We start from the raw sequence: 17,528 nt of genomic DNA on the forward strand, positions 1-17,528 counted from the left end.
GAAGAATGCTGTGAAGGCTGCCCCGTCCCCCAAGTCGAAGCCGGCCACGCCGAGCAAGACCCCGGCCAAGAAGGGCAAGTAGCCCCCGCTCAGGCATTCTGAGACAAGCCAACAGCAACAGGCGCCGCGGGCCTCCCGTGGCGCCTGTTTTTTTGTTGGACCCGCATCCCGCGGGAAACGGGCGTGACCGGCGACCTACCCACACCAGCCCCCTCCCCCGGCCCCCCGCGTCGCGTTATGCAACAACTTACCCCCCGGCTCGCGGCCGCGCTGGCGGCGGCGCTCGCCACGCCGGTAGTCGGGGCGGCGGCGTTCGCGTCGCTGCTGTGGCTGGTGCACCTCTGGGACCTGCCGGCGTGGGTGGTGTTCGCCGCCACGGCGGTGGTGACGCTGCTCGGCGCCGCGGCCGCCGGCAGGGCCGCGTTCAACTGGTCGCGGGGCGCGGCGCGGTACCGGCTCCGCCACCTGCTGGTCGTCACGACGCTGCTGGCCGTGCTGTTCGGGACCATCGGTCGCACGCTGCTGCGGCAGTCGATGGCCGTGCACGACCTCTACCAGTCGGGCGTGTACGTGGAGGACCTTGTGTCCGACGACGACGACTGGCTGAAGCAGCGGCTCGGCTTCGACCCGTTCGAGGTCACCCGGCTCGAGGTGCGCGGCCCCGGCGGGGTCGACGCCATCCTCCGGCACGCCGACAGCCTGCGTCATCTCGAGAGCGTCGCCTTCTACCGCCGCGCGGGCGACTCGGCGCTCGCCCGGGTCGCCGAGCTCAACGGGCTGCCCAACCTGACGCAGGCGGCGGTCTACTCGCCGGCCGTGACCGACGAGGGCATCGCCCGCCTGGGCGAGTGGAACAACCTGACGCACCTGTTCATCAACGGCCCGCGGATCACCGACCGCGGCCTGGAGCACATCGGGCGGATGCACCACCTCGAGTCGCTGGTGGTGATGTCCGAGCGGAACCTGCCCCCGCTGCCCATCACCGACGCCGGCCTGGCGTCGATCGCCGAACTGCCGCGGCTGTCGAGGCTGTGGATCTTGAACACGCCGGTCACAGCGGACGGGCTGCTGCAGCTCAGCGGCCTCCCCCGGCTCAAGTGGCTGCACGCGCCCGCCAACGGCCTCACGACCGAGGAGCACCGCCGGCTCTGCCTGGCGATGCCCAACTGCCTGGTGAGCACCGACGAGCGCCGGCTCTGCCTCCCCGAGCAGGTGGCCCGGCTGGTCGTCGTCGAAGGGGACCCCGAGGGCACGCCGAACGGCGCCGTCAACGACGCCGGCACGATCGCGGCGGTGCTGGACCTGCTGGAGCAGTGGGCCGCCGACCAGCAGATCGCCTGGGAGGAGTACGACCCCGCCGCGGGCGAGCCCCCGGGGCTGTGGCTGCGGTTCATCGGACCCGAGTCGCAGATCATCCAGTGCGGGCTGTGCGACGGCCACTTCTACCGGCCCTGGCTGTCGCGCAAGGGCGCCATCAGCGACGCCGAGCAGGAGAAGCTGCGAACCCTGCTGCCGTAGACACTTCGTACGGCGCCGGCGGGCTTCGTCGGCCGCGGGGGCTGGCGCCAAGGGCAGAACATGGCATCAATAGTAAGGTCCCGCCGCCACCGAACCCGCTCCCAATCGCATGAAGATCACCTCGCCCGACTCCCCTGCCCTCGAGCAGCTCTGCGCCGAGCTCGCCGCCCGGGCCGACGAGACCGACGCCAGCGGCCGCTTCCCCGCCGAGCAGATCCGCCTGTGCGGCGAGGCCGGCGTGTACGAGTGGTTCCTGGCGCCGGAGTGGGGCGGCCAGGCGTGGACCGACGCCGACATCGTCCGCGGCTACCTGGCGCTCAGCCGGGCCTGCCTGAGCACGACCTTCGCCATCACCCAGCGGACCGGCGCGTGCCGCCGGATCGCCGGCAGCGACAACCAGCAGCTCAAGGAGCGGCTGCTGCCGGAGCTGGCCACCAGCCGGTCGTTTGCGACCGTCGGCATCAGCCACCTCACCACCAGCGGCCGGCACCTGGCCAAGCCGATGCTGTCCGCGCGGCCGGCCGACGGCGGTTGGCGGCTGACCGGCCGGGCGCCGTGGGTCACCGGCGGTGTGGCGGCCGACTGGGTGGTGCTGGGCGCGTCGGTGGTGGACGGCGAGACGGCGACCGGCGAGGAACTGCTGATCGCCGTCCCCCGCGACGCGGCCGGCCTGACCGTGGGCGACCCCTTCGCGCTGGTGGGCGTCACGGCCAGCTCGACCGGGCCGGTGCTGCTAGAGGAGGTCTTCGTGCCGCGCGAGCAGCTGATCAACGGCCCCGCCGAGAAGGTGATGTCGATCGGCCGCGGCGGCAACACCGGCGGTTACGAGACCTCGACCCTGGCGCTCGGCCTGGCGTCGGCGGCGTTGGGCTACCTCGGCGAGGAGGCGTCCAAACGCCCCGACCTGAGCGAGGCCCACCTGCGGCTCGACTCCGAACGCGAAGGCCTGCGCGAGGACCTGCTGGCCACCGCCGCGGGCCAGCCCGCCTGCAGCAACGAGTCGCTCCGCACGCGGGCCAACAGCCTCGTGCTGCGGGCGACGCAGGCCGCGCTGTCCGCGGCCAAGGGACGCGGCTATGTGGCCGGCCACCCGGTGGGCCGCTGGTGCCGCGAGGCGCTGTTCTTCATGGTCTGGAGCTGCCCGGCGCCGGTCGCCAACGCCAATCTGTGCGAGCTGGCGGGCATCGCCGAGTAGGCGCCGGAGCGGGCCGTAGCTACGGCATGATCAGCGGGCGGAATGGCCTGAGTGTGGGCAGCCAGCCCGAGCGCCGGCTGCGGCGTGACTCGGTCCGCCTGAGCGATTCGGGCGCGACGCCCGGCGGGAGCTTGCCCAGGCGGTGGAGCTCGTTGAGCAGCACCCGCATGTTCTTGCGGTTGGACCGCCACGCGACGTCGGCCAGGTCGCCGACTACCGGCACCGCGCCGACCAGGAAGTCGACGCCTGAGTTGGCCAGCATTGTGAGCAGCACGCGTTTGCGGGCGCCCAGCCGGTGGGCCTCCCACATGTAGTAGGCGGTGATGCCGGTGCTGAGGGCGTCGCCGCCGACAGGGATCAGGCCGAGCACCACATCCCAACCGAAGCGGATGTCGGTGCCGGGGATGCGGAGCGCGTCGTCAAACAGGCGGCTGATCCGCTCCAGCCGCGCGAGCGTGCGGCGCGCCTCGTGGTGCGGCGGCTCGCTGGGATCGGCCGTGAAGCGGTGCTCGGTGGTGGGCGGTTTCATCTGACTTCGCGGTTTGCATTGAATGTAATCCCCAGCGGCGGGCCGGAGGCCGCCGCTGGGGATCGAGAGAATCATAGGGGTGTAATTGGCATCGGCCTACTGGTCGCCGCTGATGATCCCACCGCTTGGCGCCGAGCCGACGCCAGGTCCGCTGGCGGTGCCGATGCCGCTGCCGCTGGCGGGGCTCGACGGCCCGGCGGCGCCGCCGGCGCCTGCGGGCCCACCGGCCGGCGCCCCGCCCGGCTGCATCGCGGCGTTGGGGTACGGCACGGCGCCACGCGGCACGCCCGCGGAGAAGCGGTTCAGGTTCCGCTGCAGCTGCTGGAAACGGGCGGCCTGCTGCGGGTTGAACTGCTGCCCGCTGCGGAGCATCCGCTGGGCCGACTGGTACTCGTTGCGGAGCTGACGGGCGAGCTGGCTCTGGTTCTGCAGGCGGAGCTGACGCAGCTCGGCCATGTCCTGCGGCGTCAGGTCGCTACGCCGGGCGGCCAGCTCCTGCATCCGCTGGAGCTGCTGACCGTCGAGCGATTGGTAGTCATCGCCTACCAGCTCGCGGAGCTGCTGGAGGCTGGTCTCGTTGACCCGCTCGCCGGGGTTGGGGCCCAGCTCGCGGAGCATGTCGAGCCGCATCTGCTGGCGGTTGTTCAGCTCGCCACGCTCGGACATCTGCTCTAGCTGCTGGAGGCTGCGTTGGTAGTCGCCCTCGCTGCCGAAGCGGCGGCCGATAAGCTGGCGGAGGCGGACCCGCTCGTCGGCGCCGAGCTCGTCGCCGCCGCGGCGGCGGGCGAACAACTCGTCCAGCTCGGTCTGCTCGTCGGGGTTCAGCTCGCCGAGTCGGTCGAACTGACCAAACTCCAGCTGCGAGAGCTCGTCGAGCCGCTGCTGCTGGGCATTGGTCAAGCCGTTGCGGTCCTGCATCCGCATCAGCCGGTCGAGCTCGTTCTGCTGCACCGACGTCAGCGCGCCGCCGTAGAAGCCGCCGCTGCCAAAATAGTAGTCATAGTCGTTGTCGGCCGGCTGCTGGACCCCGCCGCCACCGAGCAGCTCGGACAGGCTGGCGGTGTCGGTCGGCTTGTCTTCGTCGGAGCCCCGGTCGCGCTGGTCCATGATCGCGTCGGCGAGGGAACCGCTCTGCTCGGCGGCTGTGTCCTGGCTCTCCGCTTTGCGCTCGGCCTCCTGCTTCTCGGAGTACTCTTCGGCCAGTTCCTTGATGTCGTCTTTCCGCTCCTCGCTGCCGGTCCGCTCGGTGAGCGTCAGCTGCTGCGACTCGCCCTCCCGCAGCACCGTGATCGGCACCGAGTCGCCCTTGGTGCGTTTCTCGATCGCATCACGCAGCAGCTCGAGGAATTTGTCGTACGGCTGGGTCTTCTTGCCGGCAACCTCGGTCAGGATGTCGCCGCGTTTCACGCCGGCCTCCGCCGCGGGTCCGGTCACGTCCACCTTCTGGACGATGGCGCCGGTGGGCCGCGCGTCGGCGATCGACATCCCCAGCACGTGGGTCAGCGGCGGCCCGGTGTATTCCTGGTCCTCCGGCGTCTCGTCGGCCTGATCACTTTGCGTTGGGGCGTCATCGGTAGCGGGCTGGCCCGGCTGTTGGGAAAAAACGCTGTTCACCAGGACGGCGCAGCTGATTAGTGCGGCGAGGAGCGCCGCGTTGAGCACTTCGCTCCACTCGCGCTGCCTGGATGTGATCCTGTGGACGCTCATCGTATCCCCCGCTTGGGTTGGAGTCGCGGACGGCCGCGCCGCGTGGCGTCGACCGTCCGGGTTGTTGACTAGCGTCACGGAGGAAAAGCAAAGCACGTGCCGGCCATCCGATTGAGGACGCAACAAAGCGGTGCGGCGCCAATAGAACCCGCGAACAGACGCGCAAGCTGCCACGACAATGAGCCGGGCAGAACCGTACTGGCCGAGCAGCGACCAGCGGTCGGATAGCGACAACGCGTGCCGATCAGACTCCGCCCGACGCGTTGCCCGGCGTAGCAGAGTAGCGCCGCGTGGCCGCCGCTTCGTTGTGGAAAACGGCCACCTGGCGTGATCTAATCCAGAGTGTATTCATCTGTACCCACTCGCCGCAGCCCAGTTGGCGTGTGAGGGCTGTCTGCTGCGCGGTTGGCAATCGCGACGCACCGCTGGGGTTCTGTCCGATTCTGTCCCACGCGGTAGCCACAATCGGACAAAACTCCCCGGCCGCTTCCCCGCGGTAACCCAGCAAACCCTGCAATAGAAGCGTAAGAGAGGAAAGCGAGGGGGAAATGCCCCCTTAGTTTTGTCCCCTTCGCTCGTGTTTTTGGACAAAACAAGTGGGACAGCGCACTCACCACGGAGATCAGAATACTCAGGGAGCGGCGCAGCGGGCGGTGGCGGGCTACGGCAGACCGAGGCGTTCGCTCCCTACAGCTTTGGCAGCGGCGGCGCCGGCTTGCGGGGGGGCAGGTTGCGTGGCTCGGGGCGGGGGCGGTTGGCGGCCTGGGCCATCCGCTCGCGGCGGGCGGCGACATCGCGGAACGCTTCGCTCCACTCCCAGCCGAGCGGCGTGGAGAGTTCGCGCTCGGCCAGCAGCGCCCACGGCGTGCCGGCGTGGTCCTGCGCGACGCCGGCGAGCAGCTCGGTCGCCTTGGCGGCCTCCTTGGCGAGCACGCTTCCGGTCGAGATGTTGTCCGACGGCTGGATGATCCAGGTGTCCGAGTCCTCCTGCTCAAACTTCATGCCCTGCTTCGCCTGGGCGAGCATGGCGTTGTAGCCCTCGGTGCGGACCTTGGCGGCCAGGGCGCGTCCGTAGGCCAGGTCGAAGCCGGCCTGCCAGCGGAGCTCTTCCTCCTTGCGGCGGTCGCGCTCGCCGGCGGCCAGCGTCTGGGTGAGCTGATCGAGCCGCGGTTCGAGCTTGGCCGCGTCGCGCTGCGCGAGCGACAACGCCTGGGCGAACTCGGCGTCGTCGACTTTCTCGAACACCTGCCGCACCTGGTCCATCGGCATGGTCCAGGTCATGGCGGCGGCGCGGACCAGCGCGCCGCGGTTGGACTTGCGGACCAGGTTCTGCCGGTACTCGGCCACGGTGACGTAGTCGGGCCGGTAGCGGCGCATGATCCGGGGGTCGAAGAAGTCCGTCAGGTAGGCGCTCATCACGGCCGTGTCGCGGCGGCGGACGGTGCGTCCCACCGTGCGGTTGGGGTGCACGGTGAAGTACATGCCGCCGGTCTGGTACGCCAGCCGGGTGAGCCCGAACGGGCCGAAGCCGGAGTCGAGGTTGGCCCGCGGGTCGCCGTTGTCGCCGCCGAGGAAGCCGAGCTTGATCCGCTCGGGCATCAGCGACTCGGGGCCCTGGTCGACCGGCACGTCGATGGGCGTCTGGTCGAAGCGGTCGGCGTCGGGGTGGACGTACTTGACGAACGCCTGCTCGCGGCCAAACGGCGCGGGCACACCGACCACGTACACCGGCATCTGGTACTTAGTGCAGACGGTGACCGCGTCGTCCAGCCGGTTGACGTCGTCGCCGGCCTCGTCGGTGAACACAACGATCATCACGTTGCGGCGGGGCCGCTTCAGCCGGTGGTGGCGGAGCTGCTGCGCGATTGTGCCGACCGCCGTGAACACGTTCTCGACGCCGCCGTCGTCCTCGGTGACCGACCGCACGGCCGACTTGATCTCGGCGAGGTCGTCGGTGGGGTCGGGCGTGAGCGGGCTGACGGTCTGGCCGAACTGCGCGACATAGGTCAGCAGCGGCTTCTCCTCGTGCTGCTCGAAGGCCGCGGCGCCGTTCTCGCGGATCACGCCGAGCTCTTCGTACACGCGGTCGAACCGGCGGGCGATTTGCTCACGCTGCGTCCGCAGGCTGCCCGACTGGTCGAACAGCCAGACGACGAGCGTCGGCTCGTTGTCGAGCGAGGCGAGGATCTCGGTGGTGATGCGGTCGACGGCGCCCACGGCGCCGGTCGCGCCGACGCTGCCCACGCCCTGCACCATGAGGGCCTCGTCGATCTTGGGCCCCTGCAGGATCGGCTGCTCGACCTCGAAGGCCTGGATCTCGCCGAAGGTCGAGAGCGGCTCGACCGGCATCACGATCTCAGACTCCAGCGCCTCGACCAGGGCGGACGCCTCGGCGTTGGCGGCGCCGGCGTCGGCCAGGGCGCCGATCTGGTCCTGCAGCTCGTCGGAGAAGCGGAACTCTTCGGGAGGGGTCTCTTCCTCGAAGTCGACCGGCGTGGAGCTCAGGATCAGGCGGTCGTCGACCGGCAGCGAGAAGACCGCCAGCGTGAAGACCACCAGCAGCAGCAGGTGCACACCGAGGCTGATCGCCCAGGCGCCGGTCTCGGCGTCGACGGGGACGTCCTCCGAGCCGGTCACAGCAGACAGCCAGCCGCGCACCTTCTGTACCATGGGTCCCCTTCCACCCTGTGGCCGTTCACCGCATGGGAACGGCGCGCCGCAACCTGTTCCAGCGGCCCGCGGGCGCGGGCCGTCGCAGCGCCTATTGCCATTGTCGGTAATCGATTGGATTTGTGCAACTTATTGCCGGCATTGAGCTTGCGGGGATTTGCTGCCATTCCTAGCTGCCAGCCCGTATAATTGAAACCGACGCCCAAACCCGACGCCATTCACCCGCTTCTCCTGCAGGACGCCATGCTTGCTGCTCGTCTCTCGTTGCTCGCCGCCCTCGCCCTGACCCTGCTGGCCGCCCCGCCGGCCGACGCCCAACGCCGCCGCGCAGCGGAGGTCCAGAACGACAAGCTCACCACGCGGGACGGCGTCGATCTGCACTACACCTACTACCCCTCGAACGCGGGCAAGGCCGCGGTTCCGGTGGTCATCATCCACGACTTGAAGGAGACGCGGCAAACCTACAGTGACCTGGCCAAGGAGCTCTGGCAGGACGGCAACAGCCCCTACGCGGTGGTCACGGTTGACCTCCGCGGGCACGGCGAGAGCGTCAACCAGACCTACCGTGGCCGCACCCGCGAGATCTCCGCCGCCAAACTACGCGGCGACGACTACGTGGCGATGGTCGCCCGCGACATGGAGGCCGTGCGAAAGTTCCTGGTGACAGAGAACGACGCCGGCCGGCTGAACCTCAACGCGCTCAGCGTGGTGGGCGTCGGGCTGGGAGCAGCGGTCGGCATGAACTGGACCGCCACCGATTGGGCGGCGCCGCCGCTGGCGACCGTCAAACAGGGTCAGGACGTGAAGTCGCTGCTGATGGTCTCACCGCGGTGGAAGGAGAACCTGCCGGTCGCCAGGGCGGTTCAGCAGCCCGGCCTGCGTAAAGATGTGGCCGTGCTGATGATGTACGGCTCTGAGAACCGCCGCGTCAATGCGGATGTCGAGCGGATCGAGAAGCAGCTCGCCCGCGACCGGCCGACCCCCGACACGCCCGGCGAGAAGTTCCCCAGCCTGATGAAGGTGGGCGTCGAGACCGAGCTGCAAGGCGCCAAGTGGCTCAAGCAGGCCGGCCCGAAAGGCGTGAGCCTCGTTACCGGCTACCTTCAGAAGCACTCGGTGGACCCCGACCACCCGTGGAGCGAACGCCGCCGGTTCGACTGATCGCGGCCTCAATAGAAGCAGCCGAGCCGGGGGCGCCCGGCTCGGCTGTTTCGCGTTCACATGCTTAGCCGCTCTACCGCGGCAGCTTTAGCTCCAGGCCCAGCGGCAGCAGTTCGGGGTGCGTGAGCTGCTGCCGGTTGAGTTCGTAGATTTCGCTCGACCGGGACGCGTCGCCCAGGTACCGCTCCGCCAGCCGCGGCAGGCTGTCGCCGTCGGCCACAATATGGGACTTCGACTGTCCGCCCTCCTCCGCCCAGGGGCTGGGGGGCGTCAGCGGCGCGAGCGCCGCCGCCGGCTCGGTCTGCCAGTCGGTCGCTAGGGGCGAAGACGCCGGCGTTTCCCAGTCATCCGCTGGAGGCGGGCCCAGCATCGTCGGCTGCGCCGCCGTCGATTGCGAGACCTCTCGCACCGGCGCCGTGACGGCCGGCGGCCAGTCGGCAGGCGGCTGAGCCGCGGGCGCCGCCGCTCGCGACGGCTCGCCCCAGCCGTCCGACCAACCGGCCGGCGGGTTCAGTGCGGGCGGTTCCGGCGGCGCCGGGCTCCGGCTTGGTTCGGGCGACGCAACGGGCGTCTGCCAAGCGGTCGCAGGGGCGGCCTGGACGGGCGCATTGAGCGGGCGTAGCGGCGCCATCTCCTCCTCGAACGACGACGGCGTTAACGCCGGGTCGGGCGCCCGGGCAGCCCAGCCGCCAACCTGCTCCGGTGGCGCCCCCCAGCCTGACGGCGGCGCCGCGGGCGGCGCAGGCTCAGCGTGGGCCGTCTGGAACCCTGCGGGCGGGTTCGACATCTCGAGCGGCGGGAGGAAGTCCGCCCGGTGCCGGTCGAACGGCGCGGGCTGTAGCTCGCCGTAGCCGGAGGAAGATTCGGGCCGCCAGCTGTCGACCAGGCGTTCCGCGAGGTCGGGGGGGCCGAACGTCTTGGCGGCGATGAAGCCGCCGGCTAGCAGGAGAAGCGCTAGCACCGTCTTGGAGATACTCGTCACGGTGGTCCTCGATCCTTGGGCGACTCCGGCGGCGTCTGATGCAGACGCTCAGCGCGCGGGCTATCGCTTGAAGGGAAGTCTCATCCGTGAGCTCTTGCGCGGCCACGCTCCGATGCGGCCACACTGCGTTGTGTTTGCATCGGCGAAGCACGCGAGCGGATCCGACCACAATCCCGAAGAATCTCGCCCAAGTTCGGGCGCCACTGGCAAACCCTGCGGCCTGGGAAAGGCAGGCGGCCGCTCGGGCGCCTGCGCGGCATGCACCACCAGCGTGCGGCGGCGGAGCGGCGAGGGCCGCGCACAGAAAACCGCCCGCTCGCAACTGGCGAGCGGGCGGCATGGGCTGACTTTGCTAGCTGCGTCGCCGGCACACCGCCAGTGCGGCGCCCGCGGCGGCGCCGAGCAGGCCGAGCGTGCCCGGCTCGGGAACCGGCACGTTGATGCCGGTCAGGGTCGTCTCGAAGAACTGGCCGCTGATGACGTTCTGCGCGACGATCCGCGCCGTGCCGATGGGTGCGAACTCAGTGGCGTCCGTCAGCACCGACATGAAGTAGCTTTCCTCCGGCGCGATCAGATCAAGCGGGTCGAAGGCAAACTGCAGGCTGTTGTTATCAAAGCTCCGCAGCGCCGCCGACGGCCCGACGTCTCCGAGGCCATCGGTGCGGTACTCGACATCCGTCAACACGTTGCCGTAGCCCGAAATGAACAGCGCGCGGACCTCCATATCGGGCGCGAACGGCGCGCCGACAAGATCCCTCAGACGCGGGGCGAAGATCAACGTGCCGGTGTCATTCGATTCCACCACGCGGTCCTGCAGGTTGCCCGACAGCAGCACCTCGCCAAAGTTGCCGAGGATCTCAAACGGCACGAGCGGGTCGTCCTGCACGCCGCCCGCCAGCCGTGGGTCGGCGGCGGACGTGGTCCCGGTCAGGAAGTTGACCCCGCCGGCGGCCAGCGGCGCGGCGCCGGCGTGCGCCGCCAGCGTCAGCAACGTCAGGGTGACGCCGGCCACGGCTAGCACTCGTGGGGGCGCGGTTGCAGCAGTCTTCATGGAGCACCTCGTTCTCGTCAGAGTTCCTGTTCCGCCCGCCGCGACGCGGCGTCGTGGTCGGGTCTCTGACAATCAACAGAACGAGTCGCGTGCCGCCACCTGGCGCAGGAATCCACCCGCTGGAGTTCTCACAGAAACCGCCGGCGCCGCAGATAACGTCAGAAAGTGTCCCGGAGGACCCTGTGCAGCGACTCCTCGAAGGCGACCAGAACCACCCGCTGCAGCCGGCTGTCGCCGGCAAGAAACGCTTCAAGCGACTGCCGAGCAACCGCGGCGGCGCCTCGCCAGGGGTAGCCGTACACCCCACAGCTGATCGCGGGAAACGCGATGCTGACGAGGCCGTGGCCACGGGCCGTGGCGAGTGAGTTCTGATAGCAGCTTGCCAGCAGATCTGGCTCGCCCGACGCGCCGCCACGCCAGACAGGGCCAACCGTGTGGATCACATGCCGGGCGGGCAGGTCGAAGCCCGGTGTGATGCGGCATTCGCCGGTCGGGCAGCGGACGCCTGGAGCGACCTCCGGAACCTGCCGGCAGGCCTCCAGCAGTCGCGGTCCCGCCGCCTGGTGGATGGCGCCATCCACCCCACCGCCGCCCAGCATCCACTCGTTGGCCGCATTGACGACCACGTCGACGTGGAGCGTCGTGATATCGCCCTGAAGGATCTCGACACGCTGCATCGGAAAACCTTGGCGCCAACAGCCGCGGGGCTTCGCTCACCGGCTAGCCCGCGGGGTAATCCTTGGCGAGTTGCGCCGCCCGTTCTTCGTCAACGCACAACCGGCGGATCGCGACCGCGCGACCGCTGTCGGGATTCACCTCGACAACCGCCCCGTTGAGGCGGACATCGCCGGTCGCGACATCGAACGGCGAGGGGAGCCCGGTGAGCGTGGTCTCAAGCACGCGATCCACCCGGCGGCCGATGATGCTCTCGTGCGGGCCGGTCATGCCGACATCGCACTGAAACGCCGTGCCGCCCGGCAGCACCTGCTCGTCTGACGTGGCGACGTGCGTGTGGGTGCCCAGCACGGCGCTCACGCGACCGTCCAGGTAGCGTCCCATGACCTGCATCTCGCTGGTTGCCTCGGCGTGGAAGTCGACCAACCGCACCTTGACGTCCGAGGGCATCTGGGCGAGCGCGTCGTCCACGGCCCGCCAGGGCGTGTCGACCGGCTTCATGAACAGCTGGCCCAGCGCACAGCAAACGCCGACCGAGACGCCGCTCTTCGTCCTCACCACCGCCCATCGCCTGCCGATCGCCTCGGCGGGCAGGTTTACCGGACGGACGATGTTGTCCCGCGCTTCGAGGATCTTGTAGATCTGCTTGCGGCGGTACAGGTGGTCGCCCAAAGTGATCGCGTCCACGCCCGCGCCGATGATGTCCTTGTACAGCTCCGGCGTCAGGCCCGACCCGCCGGCCGCGTTCTCGGCGTTGGCGATCACCAGGTCGATCCGCTCCTCAGCCACCAGACCGCGCACCGCCTGCGAAACAATCGCCCGGCCGGGCTCGCCTACGATGTCGCCGATGAAGAGGAGGTTCATGTCAATTGCGGACTGCAAATCTCGGATTGCGGATTCGCTGCGGCTCGGCCCAAAGCCAATCCGCAATCTGCAATCCTCGATGCGCGATCACTTGGCTGTTTCAGAAAAGCGGCTCTCGCGGATCATTGTGACGCGGATCTCGCCGGGGTAGGTGAGCTGCTGCTCGAACGCGGCGGCGATGTCGCGGCAGATCTTGGCGGCAGACTCGTCGGTCGTCTGCTTGGTGTTGGCGATCACCCGGACCTCGCGGCCCGCCTGGATCGCGAACGCCTGGTGAACGCCCTCGAACCCGGTGGCGATGGTCTCGAGCTCCTGCATCCGCTTGATGTAGCGGTCCAGGGTCTCGCGGCGGGCGCCGGGGCGGGACGCGCTGCAGGCGTCCGCCGCTGCGCAGATCACCGTGTACGGCATGTCGGCGCGGATGTCGTCGTGGTGGCCCAGCGCGGCGTGTACCACCACCTCGTTCTCGCCGTACCGCTTGAGCAGGTCGGCGCCGATCTTGGGGTGTCCCCCCTCGGTGTCGTGGTCGGCGGCCTTGCCGATGTCGTGCAGCAGGCCGGCGCGGCGGGCCAGGTCGCCGTCCAGGCCCATCTCCTCGGCGATCAGCCCGGAGATAAACGCCACCTCAATCGAGTGCCGCAGCACGTTCTGGCTGTAGCTGGTGCGGTACCGCAGACGCCCCAGCAGGTTGATCACCTTGGGGTGCAGGCCGGGGACGTCGACCTCCTGCATCGCCTCCTCGCCATACACCTTGAGCTTGCCCTCGATCTCCTTCTCGGTCTCCGCGACCACCTCCTCGATGCGGCTGGGGTGGATGCGTCCGTCGGTGATAAGATTCGCCAGGGAGATCCTCGCGATCTCGCGGCGGACCGGGTCGAACGCGCTGACAATCACCACGCCCGGCGTGTCGTCGATGATCACGTCGACGCCGGTGGCCTTCTCGAACGAGCGGATGTTGCGGCCCTCGCGGCCGATGATGCGGCCCTTCATGTCGTCGTTGGGGATGTCGACCGTGTTGGTCGTGGCCTCGGCCGTGTGCGCTGCGGCGAAGCGCTGGATGCAGGTGATCAGCAGCTCCTTCGCCTTGGCGTCGCAGGCCTGCTCGATCGCCTTCTGCTGCTTGACGATCAGGGCCCCCTGCTCGTGCGCCAGCTCCTTGTCGAGCCGATCGAGCAGTTCGGTGCGGGCGTCGTCGGCGTTCAGGCCGCTCAGCCGGTGCAGCGTCTGACGCTCGACGTCCAGCAGGTCGTCCAGCTCCTTCTGCCGGCGGTTGACGTCCTCCATCTTCTCGGCCAGCCGGCGCTGGTTGCTCTCGACCATCTTCTCCTGCTTGCCGAGCTGGTCGTCCCGCTGCTGCAGCGCGTCCTCGCGTTTGTCGAGCTGACGGTCGCGTTCGTGCAGTTCGTTGCGGAGCTTGTTTGCCTCCTCCTCAACGCGGGACTTCTCCTTGAGGGCGATCTCCTTGGCCTCGATCTCGGCCTCCTTGCGTCGGCCGGCGGCCTCGATCTCGGCCCGGTCGATGATCTGGCGGGCCTCCTTGTCGGCGTCGCGGCGGCGGAGGTGGTTGATCAGCTGCAGCAGGCCGAAGCCCATCACGGCGCCGAGCAGAGCGGCGCCCACCACCCACCCGACCTGCGTGGCGGTCAGCGCGAGTGGGAGCAGAGCGGGCTGCGTGGCGGAAGAGTATATCGTGAGGTCCATGTTTGCTTGTCTGATTGAGCGGTGGCCAGGGGCTCCGCGTGGGGCTGGCTAGGACGCCGGCGCGTGCGGCCGGCCAGGCAGAGAGTGAGGCCGGCGCATGCCGGTCCGCCAGAGAAGAGGCCCCCGTCGATCCCGATTCCGGGCCAAGTGGCCACGGCTGGATCAACGGCAGGTGCTACGCCGCCCGGAGGCGCCCTGATAGACGATCGTCGGCGAGCGTCGCCCCGCCGAGGGGCGGCGCCGCTTTGGTCTGGTCTTGCCGCGCTGACCACTGGCGGCGCGACGCGTTCACGGCGGCCGGCGACTGACCGGGCGCCCGTGGGCGCCCGCCTTCCGCCGGCGAGCCATCAGGGAGAATCCGAGAGTTCCAAACCGGGGCCGAGTCGCGGAGGCGGAAACCGCCCGGACGCGGGGCCACTGGTCTGGTTGTTCCGAGCGGACAAAACCCCGCGTTCACGCCGGACGACGCCGACGGGGCCAGCATCAGCCGGAACACCGCCGCGAGGCACAGCCGGCCAAGCGACCGGAACACCGGCCCGCCGGGGGCGTTGGGGATCGTCGAAACACCCGGATGTGTCAACGTAGGAGCCTATTCTGCAAGCAAACTCTCTGCTCGGCGGCTGTACGACCACCGGCCCGCAACAGATATAATCTCTGAATAAGGTGGATATGAATCCGCAACGCGTCGCGGGCGGCGGACACGTCAAAGCCTGCCATTTGAATCGTGGCAATGTACCCAAATCAAAGCTCAGCCGCAAGATACGTCGTTTTCCGGTCGGCTGCGCGACCCGCCGCCGCAGCCGCCTCTTGCCCCCGCCAACCCGGCAGACGGGGCTAGCGTGTCGCCTTTCCTCGCCGCTCAGGTCGCCGACGACTGGCCGCCCGCCGCGTGGCGCGACACGCACGTGCTGGCCGCCGTATCGGGCGGCGCGGATAGCGTCGCGATGCTGCGGGCGTTGCACTTCTTGAAGCAACAATCTGGTGGCCGCGGCCAGCTGATGGTCGCCCACTTCGACCACCGCCTCCGGGGCGGCGCGTCCACCGCCGACGCCGAATGGGTTGGCCGCCTCGCCGACTCGCTCAACCTCCCGTTCCACCTCGGCGAGGCCGCGGGGCAGTCGCTCGCCAGCGAGCAGCAGGCACGCGACGCCCGCTACCGGTGGCTCACCGACACCGCCCACCAGGTCGGCACCCGCTACGTCGCGACCGGCCACACCGCCGACGACCAGACCGAAACCATCCTGCACCGCCTGCTCCGTGGGTCCGGATTGGCCGGGCTGGCCGGCATCCCCAGCAGCCGACCGCTGAGCGAGGTCTGCGAGGTCGTCCGCCCGCTGCTCTCCGTCTCTCGTGCCCAGGTCGAATCCTTCCTGGGCGACCTCGGACAAGACTTCTGCACTGACGCCACCAACGAACACGCGGACTTCACCCGCAACCGCCTGCGGAACGAGGTGTTGCCGCTGCTCCGGGAGCAGTTTGGCCCCTCGGTCGACGACGCCATCCGCCGTGCCGGGGAGCAGGCGTCCGAGGCCCAGGCCATCGTGAGGTCACTGGCCGAAGACCTGGCGCTCGCGGCCGCGGAAGTCACGCGCGTCAACCGAATCGAACTCCAGCCCAGCCCATTCCACTGCCAGCCGCCGCTGATCGCCCGCGAGGCGTGCAAGCTCGCGTGGCGGGCGGCCGGTTGGCCGGAGCAGGCAATGGGCGCCGACGAGTGGCGGCGCCTGCTCGCGTTGCTCTCCACGCCCGACGCCGCGGCGATCCAGCTGCCGGGCGGAGTCGACGCCCGCTGGGTCGGCGACCGGGTCGAGCTGCGTCGCACTTAAGGCTGACTGGTCTTGGACGCAGGCGCCAGCGACTGGCTCGCCTTGAGCACCTGCAGCGCAGCGTCCTCGGCGGCGCGGATGTCGCCGTCGTTGGCGGTGATCGCCACCACCATATTGTTCGTCGGAATGAACGCGACAAACGCGTACCACATGGTGTTCGAGCCGTTGTGCCAGCGGCAGGCCGGCACGCCGTCGGCCTCAGCCCGCGCCACCCAGCCGCACGCGTAGTCGTCCAGCGCCGGCTCGTGCAGCCTCCGGTACGTTTCGGCCGACAGCAGCTTGCCGCCCCCCTGCTCGCCCCGCAGGTGCTCGTTGGCGTAGCAGCACAGCTCGTCGAGCGTCATGCACGCGGTGCCGGCGGGTCCCATGATCGGCGTGTTGTCGGCGTCATCCCCCATGGCGACTTTGAATCCCAGCCGGGTGACGTGCCCGCGCGGCTGGTCGTAGCCCTTGGCCGGGCTCTTGGGCGGCCCGAAACCCGCTTGGTCCAGCTTAAGCGGCGCGAACACCTCCTGCCGCACCAGGTCTTCCCAGGGCTTGCCGGTCGCTTGTTCGGCCATCACACCAGCGATTGTGTAGCCGACGTTGCTGTACGCGAACGCCTCGCCCGGCGGCGTCAGCGGTGGCTTGGCAATGACGCCCAGCACCGCCTCGCGCCGGGCGTCCACGCGGGGCTGGCCCTCCGCCGGGTTCTTGAGCTTAACCAGCATCGGAAAGTTGGCCGGGGCCCCGGCGGTGTGCGTCAGGAGCTGCGTGAGCGTCACGCCGCGCCAGTCGTCGTGGATTGGCTGTCCGGCCAGCGCGTCGCCGATGGTCGTGTCCCAGTCCAGCTTGCCGGCCTCGACCAGCCGGCCGATCAGGGTCGAAGTAATCGACTTGGTGATCGAGCCCAGGTGCCAGCGGTCGGAGGTGGTCACGAGGACGCCGCTACCCTGCTTCCGCTCGCCATCGGCCGCCTGATCCACCACTTTCCCATCAACCATCACCATGGCTGCCAGGCCGACCAGCTTCTTCTCTTCCCTCAGCCGTTTCACCAACGGCGCCAGCCCAGCTTCGGCCACGGCTGCCGATTCGTCCTCCATTGCGCCGGCCGCCGCTGTCATCGATAGCACCGCCACGCCCGCGCAGAGGAGCTTGGTCAGTGCGGGTCTAAGCTGCACCCGCTTCATTGCCCAAGTTAAGCGATCAGCCGCGGAGTTTTGTCCCCTTAACGCATACTTCATCCTTAGGGACAAAAGTCGCCTCCCTTCCGAGGACTTTGATTCGCAAACACCTTCAGGCCAGAGACTTGCGACCAATTCACCATTCCTTAACAGGCTACTTTTGTCCATTTCGGACGCAAACAGGGGACAAAACTCTGGCCGGTCGCACGGATCAGCGGTGGCCCTAGCCCCAAGCGGAGCAGCTAGCGAGCGAACAGCTTCGGCCCGCAACGCTCCATTAGACCCCATCGGGTGGCTGGTTCCCACTGCTTTCTGGCACGCCGGTGGTTGCTAGTAACGGCCGAAGGCGTCTTGACCCCGCGGCCTGACGGGACCTAGTATCCGCCGCCTCTCTCTCGGGCGAGGGGAACCACCGACGCTGCGCGGCCGTACCGATCGACTGGAGACCACTACGATTTTCCGCCGGACCTTCCGACTCTGCTGGGG

At 69.2% G+C, this 17,528-nt stretch carries 13 protein-coding genes; 4 read left to right on the plus strand and 9 right to left on the minus strand.

Annotated features, from left to right (window positions below):
• The first annotated feature begins 237 nt into the window (after nucleotides 1–237).
• Nucleotides 238–1,518, plus strand: coding sequence for a hypothetical protein (locus KOR34_RS17080; RefSeq protein ID WP_146566409.1), 1,281 nt, complete (start codon nucleotides 238–240; stop codon nucleotides 1,516–1,518).
• Between the two features lie 109 nt (nucleotides 1,519–1,627).
• Nucleotides 1,628–2,713, plus strand: a complete 1,086-nt coding sequence (locus KOR34_RS17085; RefSeq protein WP_146566411.1) for an acyl-CoA dehydrogenase family protein — start codon at nucleotides 1,628–1,630, stop codon at nucleotides 2,711–2,713.
• Between the two features lie 19 nt (nucleotides 2,714–2,732).
• On the opposite strand, the gene KOR34_RS17090 is transcribed toward KOR34_RS17085, so the two are convergent.
• From KOR34_RS17090 to KOR34_RS17100, 3 genes are all read right to left on the minus strand, one after another.
• Nucleotides 2,733–3,242: a DUF4112 domain-containing protein gene (locus tag KOR34_RS17090; RefSeq protein WP_146566413.1), complete on the minus strand. Its 510-nt coding sequence runs from the start codon at nucleotides 3,240–3,242 to the stop codon at nucleotides 2,733–2,735.
• A gap of 96 nt (nucleotides 3,243–3,338) precedes the next feature.
• Nucleotides 3,339–4,949 carry a PDZ domain-containing protein gene (locus tag KOR34_RS17095; protein ID WP_146566415.1) on the minus strand — a complete coding sequence of 537 codons (1,611 nt, stop codon included), beginning with the start codon at nucleotides 4,947–4,949 and terminating at the stop codon, nucleotides 3,339–3,341.
• 687 nt (nucleotides 4,950–5,636) lie between these two features.
• On the minus strand, nucleotides 5,637–7,619 hold the full coding sequence (locus KOR34_RS17100; protein ID WP_146566417.1) for a vWA domain-containing protein: 1,983 nt from the start codon (nucleotides 7,617–7,619) through the stop codon (nucleotides 5,637–5,639).
• A 243-nt stretch (nucleotides 7,620–7,862) separates the two neighbouring features.
• On the opposite strand from KOR34_RS17100, the gene KOR34_RS17105 reads away from it, so the two are divergent.
• Nucleotides 7,863–8,780: an alpha/beta hydrolase gene (locus KOR34_RS17105; protein ID WP_146566418.1), complete on the plus strand. Its 918-nt coding sequence runs from the start codon at nucleotides 7,863–7,865 to the stop codon at nucleotides 8,778–8,780.
• A gap of 73 nt (nucleotides 8,781–8,853) precedes the next feature.
• On the opposite strand, the gene KOR34_RS17110 is transcribed toward KOR34_RS17105, so the two are convergent.
• The 5 genes from KOR34_RS17110 to rny all read right to left on the minus strand — a co-directional run bounded on the left by KOR34_RS17110 (nucleotide 8,854) and on the right by rny (nucleotide 14,053).
• Nucleotides 8,854–9,762 (minus strand): LysM peptidoglycan-binding domain-containing protein, encoded by a 909-nt coding sequence (locus tag KOR34_RS17110; RefSeq protein WP_146566420.1) that lies wholly within the window; start codon nucleotides 9,760–9,762, stop codon nucleotides 8,854–8,856.
• A 352-nt stretch (nucleotides 9,763–10,114) separates the two neighbouring features.
• The gene (locus KOR34_RS17115; protein ID WP_146566422.1) at nucleotides 10,115–10,813 is read right to left on the minus strand and encodes a PEP-CTERM sorting domain-containing protein; all 699 of its coding nucleotides are present in this window, start codon (nucleotides 10,811–10,813) and stop codon (nucleotides 10,115–10,117) included.
• Nucleotides 10,814–10,971: 158 nt separating this feature from the next.
• Nucleotides 10,972–11,490, minus strand: a complete 519-nt coding sequence (locus tag KOR34_RS17120) for an O-acetyl-ADP-ribose deacetylase (protein WP_146566424.1) — start codon at nucleotides 11,488–11,490, stop codon at nucleotides 10,972–10,974.
• Between the two features lie 43 nt (nucleotides 11,491–11,533).
• A complete protein-coding gene (locus tag KOR34_RS17125) occupies nucleotides 11,534–12,352 on the minus strand; it encodes a TIGR00282 family metallophosphoesterase (RefSeq protein WP_146566426.1) in 819 nt (272 codons plus the stop codon).
• An 87-nt stretch (nucleotides 12,353–12,439) separates the two neighbouring features.
• The gene (rny, locus tag KOR34_RS17130; protein WP_146566428.1) at nucleotides 12,440–14,053 is read right to left on the minus strand and encodes a ribonuclease Y; all 1,614 of its coding nucleotides are present in this window, start codon (nucleotides 14,051–14,053) and stop codon (nucleotides 12,440–12,442) included.
• Between the two features lie 839 nt (nucleotides 14,054–14,892).
• Between rny and tilS the strand changes: the two genes are divergently transcribed.
• Nucleotides 14,893–15,879 carry a tRNA lysidine(34) synthetase TilS gene (gene tilS / locus KOR34_RS17135; protein ID WP_146566430.1) on the plus strand — a complete coding sequence of 329 codons (987 nt, stop codon included), beginning with the start codon at nucleotides 14,893–14,895 and terminating at the stop codon, nucleotides 15,877–15,879.
• Here tilS and KOR34_RS17140 read toward each other — a convergent pair.
• Nucleotides 15,876–17,039 (minus strand): serine hydrolase domain-containing protein, encoded by a 1,164-nt coding sequence (locus KOR34_RS17140; protein WP_197531516.1) that lies wholly within the window; start codon nucleotides 17,037–17,039, stop codon nucleotides 15,876–15,878. The two genes, tilS and KOR34_RS17140, sit on opposite strands and share 4 nt — an antisense overlap.
• Nucleotides 17,040–17,528 lie beyond the last annotated feature (489 nt).

The sequence above is a fragment of the Posidoniimonas corsicana genome, assembly GCF_007859765.1.
Lineage (GTDB): Bacteria > Planctomycetota > Planctomycetia > Pirellulales > Lacipirellulaceae > Posidoniimonas > Posidoniimonas corsicana.